Source organism: Haloarcula nitratireducens (assembly GCF_019599505.1).
In genome coordinates, this window is record NZ_RKLT01000007.1 from 105,847 (window position 1) to 121,376 (window position 15,530).

The following is a 15,530-nucleotide window of genomic DNA, read 5'->3' on the forward strand; positions in this document are numbered from 1 at the left end:
GACCCCGAAGACCCGACGCACCGCGCCGACGACCGATTCCGCTTCGTCCACACCGAACTGCCCATGAACCTGCCATCACGCTCCGACTTCCGCGAGGTCCGCCGCGGCTTGCCGGCGCTCGCCGCGCTGCTGTTCGCGGGGGCGCTGCTGTTCCCGATGTGGCACATCCACATCGAGGCGGTCCAGTATCCCCAGACGGTACTGCACCTCGAGCTGTACGCGTACCCGCACATCGCCGGCGACTACACCGAGGTCGCGCGGCTCAACCACTACATCGGGTTCTACTACCCGGACCCGGTGTACTGGCAGCCGAACTACGCGCCGCACCCGCGGGCCATCGACGTCCCCGAGTGGTCCGCCGGGCCGTTCGCGTTCGTCGGCGCGTCGCTGCTCGCCGTCTTCGTCGCCGTCGCACCGACGGCGGAGAAACTGAAGCGAGGGCTGACGTGGCAGCTCATCGGCTCCGTGACGGTGTTCGGCGTCATGCTCGCCGACATCCAGTACCGCCTCTACCAGTCGGGGCACGCGCTCGACCCCGACGCGCCGGTCATGGGCGTCGACGGCTTCACGCCGCCGCTGTGGGGCAAGTACGAGGTGGCGAACATCACGAGCACCTCCCACTTCGGCACGGGCGGGTTCATGGCGGGCGCGGCCATCGCGCTGCTCGTGGTCGCGTACTACTACCGCGACACGACAGTGACGATCGGCGACCTCCCCGGCCGGGTGGCCGGTCGCGGGCGCGCCGTCCGAGAGCGCGTCCTCGGCGGCGACGAATCGCCGGAGACGCCACCGGCACGGGGCGAGCGATGAGTCCGGCGCTCGGACGCGGGCGGGCGTTCGCGCTGCTGTCGGTCGGCCTTCTGTTGGGTACTCTCGTCGCGGCGGGGGCGGCGACCGGGAGCGCGCCGACTGCCGGTGACGAGCGCCGCGTCGGCGTCGAACTGCCCGACGTCGAGGAGGACCCCGAACTGCCGACGGACGACCGCGTGGCCCGCGTCGGCGGGGAGAAATACGACAGCGTCGCCGCCGCGCTGGACGCGGCGCGGCCGGGCGACACCGTTCGCCTCGACGGACGGTTCGAGGAGCGCGTCGTCGTCGAGACGCCGAACGTGACGCTCGTCGGCGACGGCCCCGACGCCGCGGTCCTCGACGGTAACGGGTCGGGCGACGTCCTCACCGTCGCGGCCGACGGCGTCACCGTGCGGGACCTCTGGATTCGCAACTCCGGGTACCGCACAGAGACCAACGACGCCGCCGTCCTCGTCGAGGGGGACGGCGTCACGCTGCGCGACAGCCGGATCACCGAAGCGACGTTCGGGGTCTGGCTCGACGGCGTCAGCGACGCGCGCGTGGCGGACAACACCATCCGCGGACGGGAGCGCATCACGCCGCTGACCGACCGCGGCAACGGGATTCAGATCTGGAAGACCGAGGGCTCGGTGATCGAGGGCAACCGGATAACCGACGTCCGCGACGGGCTCTACTACTCGTGGGCCGGCGAGGTCGTCGCGCGGGAGAACGTCGTCTGGGACGTCCGCTACGGCGTCCACTACATGTACTCGGACGACAACCGGCTGGCGAACAACACCGCCGCGAACAACGACGTCGGCTACGCGCTGATGGTCTCGAAGCGCCTGACCGTCGTCGACAACGTCGCCGTCGACAACACCGGCTCCAGCGGTCACGGCATCCTGCTCAAGAGCATCGACGAGACGACGGTGCGAGGGAACGACCTCGTGGGCAACGAGAACGGGCTGTTCCTCTACAACTCGCTGCACAACGACGTGCGGCGGAACTTGGTGCTGGAGAACGACGTGGGCGTCCACCTCACCGCGGGGAGCGTCGAGGGGCGCGTCTCGAACAACACGTTCCTCCGCAACGGCGAAGCCGTGTGGGCCGTCGTCGGCGAGCGGGTGATGTGGAACGAGAGCGTCGGTAACTACTGGGGCGACGCGACGGTGACCGACGTCGACGACGACGGCGTCGGCGACGGCCGCTACGAGCCCGCCGGTGCCGTCCAGCGCCTCCTCGCCGACCACCCGAGCGCACGGGTGTTCACGTCGAGCCCGGCGTTCGACGCCGTCCGTCGCGCCGAGCGGACCGTGCCCCTCCTCGACGCGCCCGGCGTCGTCGACGAGCGACCGCTGACCGAGCCACCCCACGACGACTGGAGACGATACTATGTACGCAATTGAGGTCGAGAACGCACGGAAGGAGTACGGCGCGGTGACGGCCCTCGACGGGCTCAGCCTGCGGGTCGAACGGGGAGAGACCGTCGGGCTGCTCGGGACGAACGGGGCCGGGAAGACGACCCTGTTCGAACTGTTGGTCGGCCTCCGGAGTCCCGACGCGGGATCCGTCGCGGTGCTCGACCGAGACCCGACCGACGGGGTCGCCACTCGGCGACGGGTGGGGTACCTCCCCGAGCACGCCGGGTTCCCCGACGAACTGACCGGCCGAGAGGTGCTGCGGTTCCACGCCCGGATGCGCGGTGTCGACGCCGAACGCCGGGACCACCGCGTCGCGCGCGTCCTGGAGACCGTCGGACTGACCGACGCCGCCGACCGCCGGGTCGAGGGCTACTCGAACGGGATGGCGCGCCGCCTCGGCCTGGGGACCGTCCTCGTCGCCGACCCGGCCGTCCTCTTGCTCGACGAGCCGACCGCGGGGCTGGACCCCTACGGCGTCGAGGCGTTCCACGACGTGCTCGGCGCGGTTGCGTCGGCCGCCGACGTCACCGTCGTCTTCTCCTCGCACGTCCTCGGCGAGGTGGAAGCGCTGTGCGACCGAGCGGCCGTCGTCCACGGCGGTCGAGTCGTCACCGACGGGGACGTCGACGCGCTCCGGCGGCAGACGGAGGAGAACGTCACCGTTCGCGCGACGATGGGGAGCGACGGGGACGCGGACTCGGCCGCCGAGCGCCTCCGGTCCCGCGACGGCGTCGAGCGCGCGACCGAGGACGGCGCGGAGCTGGTCGTCGAATGCACCCCGACGCGGGCCTTCGCCGTCCTCGAAGCGATACGCGAGAGCGGCGACGTCGAGCGGTTCACCGTCCGAGAACCGGGGCTGGAATCGGCGTTCCGGACCGCCGTGGCCGACCGGGGGGAGCGCGCGTGACCGAATCGACCCGACCGGACGACGCCGAGACGGACGGCGGTTACGTCCGCGAGTCGCCGGCGCTGAGCGGTGATACGGCGAACGGAGCGCGGGACGCGCTCGGGAAAACGTGGGCGCTCGCGACCCGCGAGTATCGGCTGGCGATGCGGCGGCGGTGGAGCCTGGGCGCGACGCTCGTCTTCGCCGCCTTCTCGGTCGGCGTCGTGGCCTTCGGGGCCTCGACCGCGGGCCCGGGCCGGTTCGACGCCGTGTTGGTGAGCCTGGTCGAACTCGGCGTCTACCTCGTCCCGCTGGTCGCGCTGGCGGTCGGCTACGACGCCATCGTCGGACCCGAGGCGAGCGGGTCGCTGGCGCTCGTCAGGTCACTCCCCGCCCCCGCGTGGACCGTCGTCGTCGGGAAGTACGCGGGTCGGGCCGGTGCCCTCGCCGGATCGCTGCTCGTCGGCTTCGCGCCCGGACTGGTCCTCGTGGCCGCCCTGACCGGCCCGGCCGTCGTCGGTCCGTACGCCGTCGTCGTCCTCGCGGCGCTGCTCGCGGCCTGCGGCTTCCTCGCGCTCGGCCTGCTGGCCTCGACGGTGGCCCGCGAACGGACGCACGCGCTGGGGCTCGCGCTGGCCGCCTGGCTCTGGTTCGTCCTGCTCCACGAGCTGCTCGCACTGGGTGCCATCGCGGCGCTCGACCTCTCGGAGACCGGCGTCGTCGTCGCCGTCCTGACGAACCCGGCGGCCTGCTTCCGCGTGCTGGCGCTGGCCCAGTTCGACGCTCTCGCGGGCGGGCTCGCCGCGATCGTTCGCGAGGCGGGGCTGTCGACCCCGATCGCGCTCGTAACTGCCCTCACGTGGGTCGCGGGTCCGGTCGCGCTCGCCGCGTGGCTACTGGAGCGGCGGTAACTCCGACCTCGGCTCCCGCTTTCGAGACTGGCCGCCTCGACGCCTCTCGCGGCGACTGATCTCGGGTGCGTGTAGCGTGCACGACGAACCAGCGGCGCTATCTCGACGCAGCTATATGAACGGCTGTTCAATCAGCCATCCATGACCTCGCAAACGGACCGCCTCGAACGCCTCATCACCGAGGAAAGCGGCGGCTGCTGTGAAGCGGATATAGAGGGGCGGCTCGATTCGCTGCGCTCGTGTCAGTCGGAGGCACCGGCCGACCCCGACGCCGATCTGACCGCACTCAAGACGCTGGGGGACGATACGCGGTACGACATCGTCCGATTGCTGAAGGCCGCAGATGGGGAGCTGTGCGTCTGTGAAATCAGTCCGACCGTCGACGTCAGTGACAGCGCTATCAGTCACGCCCTCTCCGATCTCTACGACGCCGGGCTCGTCGCGCGACGAAAAGACGGCACCTGGCGGTACTACGAGACGTCCGACCGGGCCGAGGCGCTGCTGACAGCCCTCGACGAGACGCGAGAGGTGGTCGCGTGACCACCACCGTCGCCTTCGTCTGCGTCCAGAACGCCGTCGCACCTACGGCGCGACGTGCTCTGCCCGCCCGGCGAGAGGTGGTCGCGTGACCACCACCGTCGCCTTCGTCTGCGTCCAGAACGCCGGGCGCTCACAGATGTCGACTGCGTTCGCCGAACGCGAGCGGGAGCGTCGAGAGCTCGACGACGCCGTCGAGATTCGAACTGGCGGCACTCGTCCCGCCGAGCGCGTTCACGACGTCGTCGTCGAGGTGATGCGCGAAGCGGGATTCGACCTCTCGGATCGGACGCCGCGGGAGGTCTCGACCGCCGAACTCGAGTCGTGCGACTACGTCGCCACGATGGGCTGTTCGACGCTCGAACTCGATACTGACGACTCCGACGTCGACGTCCGCGACTGGGCGCTCGACGATCCCGACGGGAAGGATCTCGAGCGGGTTCGAGAGATTCGCGACGAGATCGGGGACCGCGTGAGCGCGCTTTTCGACGAGATCGAGCGAGAGTTGGCCGCCGATGCCTGAACCGAGCGACCCCCCCGGCAGAGTCCGATTCGACGCGCAGAGCCGATAGACGGGTGTCCGGGAGCGGTACGCAAGCATCGCCACGGAGCAGAGCGAAGCGGGTCGTAGACGTCGTTCGGGCGACGATCGAGGCCCGGTCGCAGGTTGTGGCCGCCGACTCGTCCAGTGACGTCCTTTCTACACCTTGAAGTTCCGTGAGTGCCGCTTCAACGTGGGAATAATTGTCATTTGCTAACCAACATCGGGTCGTATATCCTGGGCTTTGTCGGTTAGCTTGCTTCGAGAGCAGCGATCCGACCCACCGATGAAGCCGGAAGCGCGAGGTTGCACTCCCCGCCAGTCCTCACTTTATATGCCGCCAGCGCACAATCACGTCCCTCGCCTGGCCGACGCTGCAGTAGTGACCTACGATCAGGAAGACGACATGATCGATCTCGGACCGAATGTGTCGCACATATCGTCGTTACTGGAGCAGACACTCGACGAGGAGTTCCCTCGAGAAATCGAGACCGCACTAACTGAGCACTGAACAGCTCTGTCGGAACAGTCTCACATAGGTATGCGCCGGTCAAAACGAGATGGCTCAGGGCATTGACGACGACCAGAACCGCGGGATGTACGGGCAGGGCCATTGCTGACGACTCCTGACTCTCCCATACGAATCGGACAAGCATCAACGCCCACTCACCAGTTCACGATTACGACGCAATTCACTCCTCACTGGGGTCAACGATGACGAGCCCTCTGTAGTCTTCCAGCATCGTCCCGATGACAGGCTCGGGATTCGTATGTAGTACCTGAGTCTCTGTCTGCGGTTTGTGAAGACACCGGGATCTCCCAGTATTCGTTCGAATCCGACTCGGTGGCATTCGCACCGCAGTGCTAACCGCTATTGAACTCCTCCCACGCCCGAAGACGGAAGTAGTCGCTATCGGTTTGTCTCAGAAGCGAACGCCGTCGACAACGGGGAAGCAAACAGCTGCTCGATCGAAGAGGGTGAGACACTGGCGTCATCCAGGGCCGAGTGCCGCGATATCCGCTCCGACTGTCGCCAGTGCATCGGCAGGGTTGGGATCGCTGTCAGCCAGATGCGTGTACTGGTGGTCGGGGATATTCGACAGTGCCGTCGCAACGGCCCCACTGTACGTTTCGACACCCGGAACCGTCGGGTCATCCCCTTCCCAGACGTCGTGGATGACCGTCATCGAGTCGATGCGGACTTCCAGTTTGTGTGGCTCGTAGCGAGCCAACAGCTCAGCAAGCCCGAGCTGGAGGGCGACGTACTCGGCGGTGTTGTTCCCCGTCCGGGAACCAACGGGGCGGCTCAAGCGGGCGAGTTGGGTCTCTTCAGCGTCTATGATGACAGCGCCGGCGCCTGCAGGGCCGGGGTTGCCCCGTGAACTGCCGTCGACGTAGAGGACAAACGTATCGTCGGCCGGATCAGGAACGGGCGGGCGAGTGAGTCCCGACGCCAGCAGCTCTTCGATCGCGCGACGCAACTCGGTTGAGGAGGTATTCGGGTCGAAGAGACCGCCGTGGCCGGGGACAGCGCCGTTGATGGCGTCGGTGGCTGCCGGCATCTCGTAGCCCACGTCTGCGAGTACCTCCTCGACGAGTGTGGCGAGCGGCGAGAGGTGTTCGGCCGGGAGGGGGGCTTCGGTCACGCCGCTTGCCTCGTCGGGTTTTGGATCCGAGTCCTTAGGCCCTCGCTCCCCGATGAGTTTGGTGACTGATCGAACCAGTGCATGGGGATCCTATGGTGGTCGAGCGGGAAAATCTCTTCAGGTGGGAGAGCAAGAGCGGCCGTTGTCGCCCTGTTCGTCCTGCCTAATCTGGACTCGGCCTGATGCTGCTTCGCTTCTTGCTGCGACGAGCGTAGTTCGTCTCGGATTCTCGACGAACCGAACTGACACTGTACGGCAAACGCTCATGATCGACGTCTCCCGTGTCCTCTTATCCTTCCGGCGAGTACCTATCGTGTGTCGACTGTCCGCTGGTCACGAACCATCCGTTCTCCCCGGTATCGAGATGCTGTCCTTTTCGTTCTCCTTGCTGCCCTCTTTGGCGGGTCATTCGTTGCGATAAAGGCGGGCCTCCGCGAACTGCCACCGATCCTGTTCGCGGGTTTGCGGTTTGATATCGCTGCCGTCGTTCTGTTAGCGTATATCGCCGGGACGAGCGACCGATCGACGTGGATGCCGAAAACTCGTGGTGATTACCTCGGGATCGGCGCCGGAGCAGTGTTTCTCATCGCACTTAACAACGGCTTGTTGTTCCTCGGCCAGGTCACCACGACACCCGCTGCAGCATCGGTCATGTACGGCCTCAATCCGATAGTGGCACCCATCTTCGCGTGGTGGTTGCTCGGGGACCGGCTTTCCGGGCTCGGAGCCGTCGGGATCGGAATCGCGTTATGTGGCGTCGTCATCATCGTCCAGCCATCGCCGTCGACGTTTACTGACGCGAGTACGGTCGGACAGTTGTTCGTCCTCGGTGCCGCTGGGGCGGTCGCCCTGGGGAGTGTGTTGCTTCGCCGTCTCGGCCCGCGAATGGCGAGCAGTTCGCTGACCGCGTGGGCTATGGCTGGCGGTGCCGTGATCCTTCACGCGATCAGTCTCCTCATGGGGGAACCACAACCGAATCTGCTCGCGCTCGAACCAGTGACGGTCCTGAGCCTGCTTTCGCTGGCGATCCCATCGACAGCGGTTGCATACGCGATCTATTTCGGTCTCATTGGCCGGATCGGACCAGTCCGTGCGAATTTGGTGGCCTATGTCGTGCCTGTTTTCGCTGCGCTTACCGGTTGGATCGTGCTCGAATCGCCGATCTCATTTTGGACTGGTGTGGGATTTCTGGTCGTCGTTGCTGGGTTCGCGCTTATCGAACGACAGGTCGTTGGCGCAGAGCTCGCCCGTCTCCGACGGCGATTCCGCGGTTCGTCGTCGGGCGGCGAGCAGGCCGACGGTGGTGACTAAAACGGCGCCCGAACTAGAAGACAGATCATTCCGGTATTCCTCATTGATATTGGCGAGCAGCGATGATGTGGCTGTCGAGATATACTACTATCCTCTCCGGTCGATACTTGATAGCGACTTTTATCGGCCGGGCTATAGATGTACTAGCTCGATGGCGACTGTGAGATTCGTTGAACAGAGGATGTCCCTCCAGGATGGAATCACACGGCTCCTTGAGTTGGTCGATGAGGAGTTTGTCCCTCCACTAACGAGCGAGAAGCGCGCTTCAGTTTCACGCGCACCTGGGGAGGGCGGTGCGACTGACATCAGCGGCTACCTCGACCGATGTCTCGACCGGCCGATGATCGGGGCGTTCGACGATGGTCGTCTCGTTGGCTTCTGTTCGTTCGAGCGGCTTGAAGACTCGGACGCGCTTGACGAGTTCACGCCAACGAATCACGTCGAGATCATTGCTGTTGACGAACCACACCGTGGACGCGGCCTCGCGACGCAGATGTACCAGCTGCTGTTGACCGATCTCCCACCGACGCGGCATGCCCCCGCAGTGTCGACTAAAACCTGGAGCACGAACGACGCCCACATCGCAATACTGGAAAATCTCGGCTTCGAAGAGGTCGCCCGACTCCCCGAGGATAGAGGTGTTGGCATCGACACGCTCTATTTCGCGCGGCGGGTCTGAACGCCCTACTCCTACCGACAGCGAACGCGTTCCGGCCACAGCATGAGCCAGATTGCGACACCAGCGAAGAATAGCGTGAGCACCAGTCCGTACGGTTGTAATGACGGTGACAGCAGGTCGACTATCTCTAGACCACCGATTATGACGCCGAGAAATGCGAACATCGACGGGGTAATGCTGCGAATTGCAACGTGACGAGTGTCGCGTCGAACGCGGACGATATCTCCACAGACTGCGTCGAGACGTTCACGTGCTGTCGATGGCAACAAGATTGTTCTGTCACGTACATCGGCGGCATCGATATCAGAATCCGTCTCGACAAAATGGCTCTCTGGATCGATGGGGCGACACCGAACTGGCGTCTCGGTGGTTTTCGACCGAATCCGAACCCGATCACCACCATTGATCGCGAGGATGTCCATCGTATCAGCATTTACTCGGCCGGCCGAACGTCCTTCATCAGCGTTGAGTCCAATGTTGAGACGTAACTGGACCTCGTGGTAATCAACGGCCCAATTGAGGAGCCGATCCATGACTCGACTGCAAAGCCCCTGCTCCTCGCTCCCTTCGACGGTTCGCACCGGCCGTCTCACGTGGAGCGTTGTCGTCTGATCGGCGGCGGCTCGTTCGGGAAATTCTACATCGAGGAGTTTCCGGCACCGGGTGCTTACCGAGATCTGTCCGGGCTCCATATTGATTGGTGCTTTCCGTGCTGTTGCTTGAAATCGCGCACCAGTATCTGGGTTATACAGCTCTACGGAATCACCGTCTGAACTATTGATTGATGCGAGGTCGTCTGGATGCAATCGACACGTTGTCGGCTGGGTACTCTCTGTCTTCGTTGAGAACCGCGTGACAGCAAGCGGTCCAGAATCCGCGGTATTTACTGCGGTGATCGAAACCTCGGGTCGTGCATCGTCGGTTGTAACCTGTTCCCTGAGAGATCCACGGAGGTACGCTTTCGGGATCGCCGTCGTTGGTGGATCGTATTCGTCAGCGAACGGGAGCGTATACACGGGTACGTCTTCGCGCGTCTGTGGACTCGAAATCGACGCATATCCAGCCTCGACGTCGGGCCCAAACACGCTGGCAAATGTTGTCGTCGGGAGGACGAGAACGTCCTTGAACTGATCGATAGAGTCTCTGAACGCCGCGCTCTCGAACTCTTGGCGCGGGTGTACCTGAACTGTGACGCCGCTGCTAGTCGATTCGTTCGCCGTTATTTCCGGGTTAGTAGTTGCAGACATGCGTACGGCGAGTAGCTATGGCGACACCGCAAACTCACTGCTGTCACTATCAAGTGTCGTGTCGAACTCATGCTTGACTGGACCTGTGAGGGTCGTTCGTTCGCCACCAGTCTGAACAGTCAGCTCGCCTCCAGGTGGAGCAATCGTCAGCTCCGTGCCAGCCTGTGTCCGGCCGGTTTTGATCGCGGCCGCCGCGATAGCGATGGCACCGGTCCCGCACGCGGCCGTCTCTCCTTCGACCCCCCGCTCAAAGGTCCGCTGGCAGTATCGGTTGTTATCGGGGCCTTCGTGCGCGATCGTCACATTTGCACCCTCGGGGAACACGTCAGCATATCGAATCGGTGGTGCGATAGCTGATAGATCGACCGCGTGAACATCCTCAACGAACGCAACTGCGTGTGGCACACCAGTAGTGACTGCTGTCACCGAGACTCCGTTGATAGCCTCCGCGATGAGTGGGTTGGCAGTCCGTAATGGAATATCAGATGGTGCAAATGACAGTTCTTGCATCCTCACTTCGACGGAGTGTCCGTTAACCTCGGCTGGATGCGGGCCAGCGCCAGTATCGACGACGATTGTCCTTGTGTCTAGCTCGGTTGAAGCCCACTTCGCCGCACAGCGGACGCCGTTCCCACACATATCTGGCATCGATCCGTCCGGTTGGACGTGTTGCATCTCTACTCGGGGTGGTGTTCCCTGATTAACTGAGAGAAATAGTACGCCGTCGGCACCCTGCACGTCAGTTTTCGGGTGTGCAAGTCCGGACGCTCGGTCACAGATCGCTTTGGTAAAGGCGACACGATCCTCGATATCGGCCGCGTCACCAACGATGACAAACTCATTCCCCGTCCCGTTCCACTTAGATATACGTACCATTTGACTGTATCCGCGTTAGCAGTAATCCGTAAAAACAGTTCCTCCCGTGACAGTCGACACTGCAAGTGTGGTTAAGCGGTGATTCGGTGATGTCACCGGCGCGATGGACAGTTGCCGGAATAGTATTAGAAACCCAATAGTTCACGATGGTGTTCAAGAAAGAGTCGACGAGGCCCCATCGCCCCGTCATCTGGCAGAGTAAGCTGTGTTCCTTCAAGTTGCTCAAACTCGTGGTAGCCGTCTCGCTCCTGCGCGTCGGCGACCGGAATTTCATAGCCATCGCAGATCGCACAGCGATAATCGTAGGCGGCTTTCACGAGCCGAGCGAAGACATGGTCGCGGACACGGCGTTTCTGTTCAGTGAACTCCTCAATGCCGCTCGTAAGCTGTGGCTCCGTCTCCAGCTTTGCTCGGAGATCTGTTTCGACGGTCTCGACGTAGGGCTCGAACGTGAGGCGGTACGTCCCAGCATCGTCGGTGTCATACCAGACGGTTGGCTGTTTGGCTCGCCCGACATCTTCGAGCTCGATCAGTCCGTAGTCCGCGAATTCGTCGACGTTCTCGGTCACTTCTGGCGGATATCGGTCGACAATGCGAACGCGTTCGCGGATGCTAACCCGGTTCATATTCGACGATCGCCTCCAAGAGTTCCAGACTCGTCGGCCGGAAGAGACGGCCAAATGTCGCAAGACTCTCGACACTGAGCTGTGACGGTTTTGATCCCCTGTTTTCTCCGGCGTCGATAGCTGCAAGCCTCTCTTCAAGACCGCTACGGTTGGGACGCGTGCCGGTCGTGATGTGGAGTGTTCGGGTCGTACGTTAGTGTGAGTGGGGTAGCTACCAATCAAGACGTTTCTCGGACGGGAGTGCAGCAAGCCAAGCCTGAGATGGTGGTTGAGCCTCTCGAATTCAATCTCGAAGATTTGTCCTGCGACGTGCAGTTCATCAGTCGGTGACGTGACAGCCCAGCTCTTCGAGCTGCAGGACAGCAGCAGCAAGCTCCTCTTCCTTGACAAACACGTGATCGGTCGAGTACGTCGAGATGACGAACACCGAAACATCTACTTCAGCAAGGGCTGACGTAACCGCCGCCAGAAAACCAACGAGTTCGAATGGGAGGTCCATCTCGAATGTCAGTCGCGTCCACCCCGACTCGATCTCATGGGCGTCGACCGTCTCGACGGTATCCTGCTCGACGACCACCGTGGTTTCTGTCTCGTCTTGGATGGTCGCAAATGCACCGGGATGAGTGTGATCGGTCCGGCAGACTGCATATGTGGCGTCCGAGACGCTGACTGTCCCGTCCTGGAGAAAATCGGTCGGATCCATACGGGGGAGGACTATACAACAGCGTAAAAAGGTGTGTCACGAGCGATGCGCCCGTTCGGCGGTACCTGGGCTACGTGGAATACGGCTACGTGAGCTACTGTTCAATCCGCCGAACACGATGTGGCGGATAGCTGACCGTGGCGCTCTCGTCAGTCTCATTCCGACACCGTACCCAGCCACTCTCATCGATATTTATCAAATCGTACTCCTCGCTGGAGACCGAGCCATCGTCGGGATCGACGAGATACACGGTCCCTGCCTGCCCGGATTTAGAGTTGACCCACGAATCAAGCGACGTCTCCACAGATGGCGGCCCACCGGTAGTTTGACTCACTGGCAGTCCGGCATCGTAGGCGAGCACGGCTGTCAGCTCGTCCAGCTGGTCTTGGATCGTCGCTAGCTCGTCAGAATCATCAGTGGACGCCATACCAGTGCTACTGTCATGGGGACGCGTAGGTTTTTCTATAATGTGAATATTGGGTGCCACCCCTGTACGCTTCGCCTCGTACAGTGACACGTGTCGAGGTTGTGGGGCTCCTCCGACTCACAGCGCTGATTCGACGCTTGTGAGCGACAGTGACGGTTTTCTATGGGCCGTTAGTGAAATGACAGATTACAAAAAATAAGCGGGTTATTCCGCAACGAGGCGGGTTTCGAGCGGAACCTCGTTCATGATCACGTCCATTAGCGGCGAGGTTGCTTCGACGCGCTCGCGGAGTTCCGCGAGCTCTTCCTCGCTTGCATCGGCGGTCACGTAGGCCGTACAGGTGATCGATTCGTAGCCGGGACGAACGTCCTCGGAGATGCCGAGGAACCCGCGGAGGTCGACGTCACCGCTCATCTCGAAGCGGAGCTCCTCGAGCTCGATGCCCATGTGTGCAGCGTTGGCCGCGTAGCCGACGCTCAGACAGGATCCGAGTGCACCGAGGAGCATTTCGACGGCGTTTGGCCCGGTGCGCTCGCCGAGAATCTGTTCGGGTTCGTCGCCCTGCAGCGTGAATTCTTGGGTGTGGACTGTCTCGCCTGCTTGGTCGAACTCGTCGATCGTCGTCACGGACTCGAGTGCGTCCTGCCACGCTGTTTCGGCCCGGAAAGTGAATCGCCCGACCTCGGGGTCGTCACTAATTGCTTCGACCGCGCCCTCGAGCGCGGAGACGTCGACGCCGTTGACTACTGTTGGTTCGGTGGTTGCCATTTCGGTTCACCGCTACTAGAGACGACTGTTGACAGCATAATCGCATATCAGTGTCTGTTGTCTTGTTTCGTGTCAATATCTGCAGGATAGTCGCTGCGTAGTCGGCTATCGTGTTCGTAACAATGGATTTGTCGACCTCCCTTGGATGAGAGGGGTTAGCAGTGTAGCTGTATACCACGCGCGTCTCGTGTGCCCGCATCGGGGTTTTGTACGGACTATCTTTCGCTATAGCCAGTTCCAGTTAGTGACGGCGCGAACGACGAGCATGCCAAGTAGGAGCCAGAGCAGGAGTACGAGGCCAGCCACGATCCACCGGACGCGTCCGACGTCGATCTCTTCGTCAACCTGTGCCCGACATTCGGCCATAATCTCGTCGGGAGTCAGCCACAGAGCGATCGTGACGCCGACAGGAAGCACGATCAATTCGTCGAGATACCCGATGCCCGGAATAACGTCCGGAATCGGATCGATCGGGCTGACGGCGTAGGCGATGAGCAGCGCGATTACGATCTTCGCTGCCAGCGGCGTTCGGCGATCGCGAAAGGCCAGAGATAGGGCGTAAACCTCTGCTTCCAACTCCTTTGCACGGTTTTTCCACGACTCGAACGCCATCGTGAATCCGTGCTATCTCCAGAGACTTAGTGGCCAGCACCCAGTGTTGTATACTCCCGCTATCTAGACACTGGGTCGATTCAAGTGATAGCGATGGCTCCCTACGAAATTCTGCGGGCCGATTCCACGACATCTATCCAGCAACTCCGAACTGACTGAACTCATTCATCTCTCGTTCGGCATACCTGTCGGTCCGCTCTCCCTTGCAGTTATCTCTCCTGGTTCCAACCATGAAACCCGTTTCGCCGGAGTTCGGGGCCAAGAGGTTCAAGCCGCTCGTGACCATACTTCTGTGATATGAGCGAGGACAGGACACTCGAGACGCTGAAGCCGAACCCAGTATGGGTGGAAGACGCCTACGATGACACCGTAGACGCCCTTCGCAAGCGCAAAGACGAACTGGAGTACCATATCTGGGGCGGTGACTGGTGTATAGACTGCCGGGCGCAGCTCCCCGACTTCGGAGCCGCACTAGAGGCAGCGGGCATACCTGAAGAGCGGGTCCATCAGTACCCTGTCGGAAGAGAAGACGACGGGTCGAAACTCTGGCCGAAGGTCGAAGCCTACAAGATCGAGTTGATTCCGACCGTCATCGTCGAACGCGACGACGAGGAGGTCGCTCGCTTCGTCGAAGAAGAACCGATCCCTATCGCAGTTCACCTCGTAGACCAACTCGAAGAATCCGAAGAGTGAGTCCGAGCGTCCAAGTCTTCGTCTCCTCGCTTTGTTCGGTGCGACCCGTCCACTGAGTATCTAGTGGCTGTCGGGGTCGGCATGAACCGAGAAGTCGGCAGTTACGGACGGAATACTTGGACCGAGAGTATCGTTAGCAGATGTATTCCAAGCAACCCGGCGAAGAGCACTGCCTCTTGAGGAGTGTTAAGCCCAACAATAAGTAGCGGAATGTAAATCACCGGCAAGAAGATCGAGACCCAGAAAAGAAGCTCCAGTAAGACTGTTTTCAGAGCCTGCAGTTTCGCGGCTAGACTCTGCAGTGAGTGGTTGGTCAAAACGCTGTCTTCCTGAAAATCTATTGGCCCCCTCACACCGCGATAAATATAATGATAGATAGTTAGTAATACGGTCAATACTGTGCCTTGACAGAGGTCTTCCGCGATCTACGATACCGGTCTTCAGAGACAGCGATAGTTAGCTACACGGACCGGTATGAGGGGTGAATAGAGAGCATCGTGCTCTCCCCGAGAACTGTGGCAGAAATATCGCCCTCATTCGGATTTAGCACGGCCCTACCAATCATGCTATCTGGTACCAAGTCTTATCCGATGTGGGCCCCTCTTTGTAGGGAATATGGGAACTCTCGAAAAAATGCCAACAAGAGACGGTCTGTGCGACGATTGTGGGGCGGCATGCAAAGTCCGCGTTTGGCCAGATGGGGTGCTCCGTGCAGTCGGCAATGGTGGTGAATGTGTATGTGGCAGTCTCTCGTTTCACTGATTTGGTCGAGCCGTCTTCCATTTACCTCGACTGTAGTACTCGGACACGAACTATAGCATGCGGATCTTTACCGCACAGAAAGGCGTAGTGGCGAC

Annotated in this window: 17 protein-coding genes and 1 pseudogene; 9 read left to right on the top strand and 9 right to left on the bottom strand. The window is 61.8% G+C overall.

Going from position 1 to position 15,530, the window contains the following annotated elements; all coding sequences use genetic code 11:
* Positions 1–63 precede the first annotated feature (63 nt).
* From EGH23_RS16545 to EGH23_RS16570, 6 genes are all read left to right on the top strand, one after another.
* A complete protein-coding gene (locus tag EGH23_RS16545; RefSeq protein WP_220581096.1) occupies positions 64–810 on the top strand; it encodes a hypothetical protein in 747 nt (248 codons plus the stop codon).
* The gene (gene nosD, locus EGH23_RS16550) at positions 807–2,195 is read left to right on the top strand and encodes a nitrous oxide reductase family maturation protein NosD (RefSeq protein ID WP_220581097.1); all 1,389 of its coding nucleotides are present in this window, start codon (positions 807–809) and stop codon (positions 2,193–2,195) included. Before EGH23_RS16545 ends, nosD begins: the two co-directional genes overlap by 4 nt.
* Positions 2,182–3,117, top strand: a complete 936-nt coding sequence (locus EGH23_RS16555; RefSeq protein WP_220581098.1) for an ABC transporter ATP-binding protein — start codon at positions 2,182–2,184, stop codon at positions 3,115–3,117. Before nosD ends, EGH23_RS16555 begins: the two co-directional genes overlap by 14 nt.
* On the top strand, positions 3,114–4,007 hold the full coding sequence (locus EGH23_RS16560; RefSeq protein ID WP_220581099.1) for an ABC transporter permease: 894 nt from the start codon (positions 3,114–3,116) through the stop codon (positions 4,005–4,007). The genes EGH23_RS16555 and EGH23_RS16560 overlap by 4 nt, the downstream gene beginning before the upstream one ends.
* Positions 4,008–4,148: 141 nt before the next feature.
* Complete coding sequence (locus EGH23_RS16565) at positions 4,149–4,547, top strand: ArsR/SmtB family transcription factor (RefSeq protein ID WP_220581100.1); 399 nt, start codon at positions 4,149–4,151, stop codon at positions 4,545–4,547.
* A gap of 85 nt (positions 4,548–4,632) precedes the next feature.
* Positions 4,633–5,067 carry an arsenate-mycothiol transferase ArsC gene (locus EGH23_RS16570; protein ID WP_220581101.1) on the top strand — a complete coding sequence of 145 codons (435 nt, stop codon included), beginning with the start codon at positions 4,633–4,635 and terminating at the stop codon, positions 5,065–5,067.
* Between the two features lie 1,010 nt (positions 5,068–6,077).
* Here EGH23_RS16570 and EGH23_RS16575 read toward each other — a convergent pair.
* On the bottom strand, positions 6,078–6,731 hold the full coding sequence (locus EGH23_RS16575; RefSeq protein ID WP_220581102.1) for a ribonuclease HI family protein: 654 nt from the start codon (positions 6,729–6,731) through the stop codon (positions 6,078–6,080).
* Positions 6,732–7,046: 315 nt separating this feature from the next.
* Here EGH23_RS16575 and EGH23_RS27060 point away from each other — a divergent pair, with 315 nt between their 5' ends.
* Together EGH23_RS27060 and EGH23_RS27065 are read left to right on the top strand one after the other, a co-directional pair.
* On the top strand, positions 7,047–8,042 hold the full coding sequence (locus EGH23_RS27060; RefSeq protein ID WP_220581103.1) for a DMT family transporter: 996 nt from the start codon (positions 7,047–7,049) through the stop codon (positions 8,040–8,042).
* Positions 8,043–8,109: 67 nt separating this feature from the next.
* Entirely contained in the window at positions 8,110–8,721 is a 612-nt protein-coding gene (locus EGH23_RS27065) for a GNAT family N-acetyltransferase (RefSeq protein WP_220581104.1), read from the top strand.
* Positions 8,722–8,732: 11 nt separating this feature from the next.
* Here EGH23_RS27065 and EGH23_RS16590 read toward each other — a convergent pair whose 3' ends face one another.
* From EGH23_RS16590 to EGH23_RS16620, 7 genes and pseudogenes are all read right to left on the bottom strand, one after another.
* On the bottom strand, positions 8,733–9,968 hold the full coding sequence (locus EGH23_RS16590) for a hypothetical protein (protein WP_220581105.1): 1,236 nt from the start codon (positions 9,966–9,968) through the stop codon (positions 8,733–8,735).
* Positions 9,969–9,983: 15 nt separating this feature from the next.
* Positions 9,984–10,844 carry a diaminopimelate epimerase gene (dapF, locus tag EGH23_RS16595; RefSeq protein WP_220581106.1) on the bottom strand — a complete coding sequence of 287 codons (861 nt, stop codon included), beginning with the start codon at positions 10,842–10,844 and terminating at the stop codon, positions 9,984–9,986.
* A gap of 467 nt (positions 10,845–11,311) precedes the next feature.
* Positions 11,312–11,642: pseudogene (locus EGH23_RS27220) on the bottom strand (HVO_A0114 family putative DNA-binding protein); the annotation flags it as partial.
* Positions 11,643–11,789: 147 nt separating this feature from the next.
* Positions 11,790–12,173 (bottom strand): ACT domain-containing protein, encoded by a 384-nt coding sequence (locus EGH23_RS16605; RefSeq protein WP_220581107.1) that lies wholly within the window; start codon positions 12,171–12,173, stop codon positions 11,790–11,792.
* A 94-nt stretch (positions 12,174–12,267) separates the two neighbouring features.
* Positions 12,268–12,600 (bottom strand): hypothetical protein, encoded by a 333-nt coding sequence (locus EGH23_RS16610; protein ID WP_220581108.1) that lies wholly within the window; start codon positions 12,598–12,600, stop codon positions 12,268–12,270.
* Between the two features lie 204 nt (positions 12,601–12,804).
* Entirely contained in the window at positions 12,805–13,368 is a 564-nt protein-coding gene (locus EGH23_RS16615) for an OsmC family protein (protein ID WP_220581109.1), read from the bottom strand.
* A gap of 225 nt (positions 13,369–13,593) precedes the next feature.
* Positions 13,594–13,980, bottom strand: a complete 387-nt coding sequence (locus EGH23_RS16620) for a YkvA family protein (protein ID WP_220581110.1) — start codon at positions 13,978–13,980, stop codon at positions 13,594–13,596.
* A 297-nt stretch (positions 13,981–14,277) separates the two neighbouring features.
* Between EGH23_RS16620 and EGH23_RS16625 the strand changes: the two genes are divergently transcribed.
* Positions 14,278–14,673 carry a thioredoxin domain-containing protein gene (locus EGH23_RS16625; protein WP_220581111.1) on the top strand — a complete coding sequence of 132 codons (396 nt, stop codon included), beginning with the start codon at positions 14,278–14,280 and terminating at the stop codon, positions 14,671–14,673.
* Between the two features lie 101 nt (positions 14,674–14,774).
* Here EGH23_RS16625 and EGH23_RS27495 read toward each other — a convergent pair whose 3' ends face one another.
* Complete coding sequence (locus EGH23_RS27495; protein ID WP_483867118.1) at positions 14,775–15,026, bottom strand: DUF8028 family protein; 252 nt, start codon at positions 15,024–15,026, stop codon at positions 14,775–14,777.
* Positions 15,027–15,530: the final 504 nt, after the last annotated feature.

What these genes read in the sequence shown, in the direction of transcription:
- EGH23_RS16545 (WP_220581096.1), top strand. Translation starts at nt 64, where the DNA reads ATGAACCTGCCATCACGCTCCGACTTCCGCGAGGTCCGCCGCGGCTTG.
- nosD (WP_220581097.1), top strand. Translation starts at nt 807, where the DNA reads ATGAGTCCGGCGCTCGGACGCGGGCGGGCGTTCGCGCTGCTGTCGGTC.
- EGH23_RS16555 (WP_220581098.1), top strand. Translation starts at nt 2,182, where the DNA reads ATGTACGCAATTGAGGTCGAGAACGCACGGAAGGAGTACGGCGCGGTG.
- EGH23_RS16565 (WP_220581100.1), top strand. Translation starts at nt 4,149, where the DNA reads ATGACCTCGCAAACGGACCGCCTCGAACGCCTCATCACCGAGGAAAGC.
- EGH23_RS16590 (WP_220581105.1), bottom strand. Translation starts at nt 9,968, where the DNA reads ATGTCTGCAACTACTAACCCGGAAATAACGGCGAACGAATCGACTAGC.
- dapF (WP_220581106.1), bottom strand. Translation starts at nt 10,844, where the DNA reads ATGGTACGTATATCTAAGTGGAACGGGACGGGGAATGAGTTTGTCATC.
- EGH23_RS16605 (WP_220581107.1), bottom strand. Translation starts at nt 12,173, where the DNA reads ATGGATCCGACCGATTTTCTCCAGGACGGGACAGTCAGCGTCTCGGAC.
- EGH23_RS16610 (WP_220581108.1), bottom strand. Translation starts at nt 12,600, where the DNA reads ATGGCGTCCACTGATGATTCTGACGAGCTAGCGACGATCCAAGACCAG.
- EGH23_RS16615 (WP_220581109.1), bottom strand. Translation starts at nt 13,368, where the DNA reads ATGGCAACCACCGAACCAACAGTAGTCAACGGCGTCGACGTCTCCGCG.
- EGH23_RS16620 (WP_220581110.1), bottom strand. Translation starts at nt 13,980, where the DNA reads ATGGCGTTCGAGTCGTGGAAAAACCGTGCAAAGGAGTTGGAAGCAGAG.
- EGH23_RS16625 (WP_220581111.1), top strand. Translation starts at nt 14,278, where the DNA reads ATGAGCGAGGACAGGACACTCGAGACGCTGAAGCCGAACCCAGTATGG.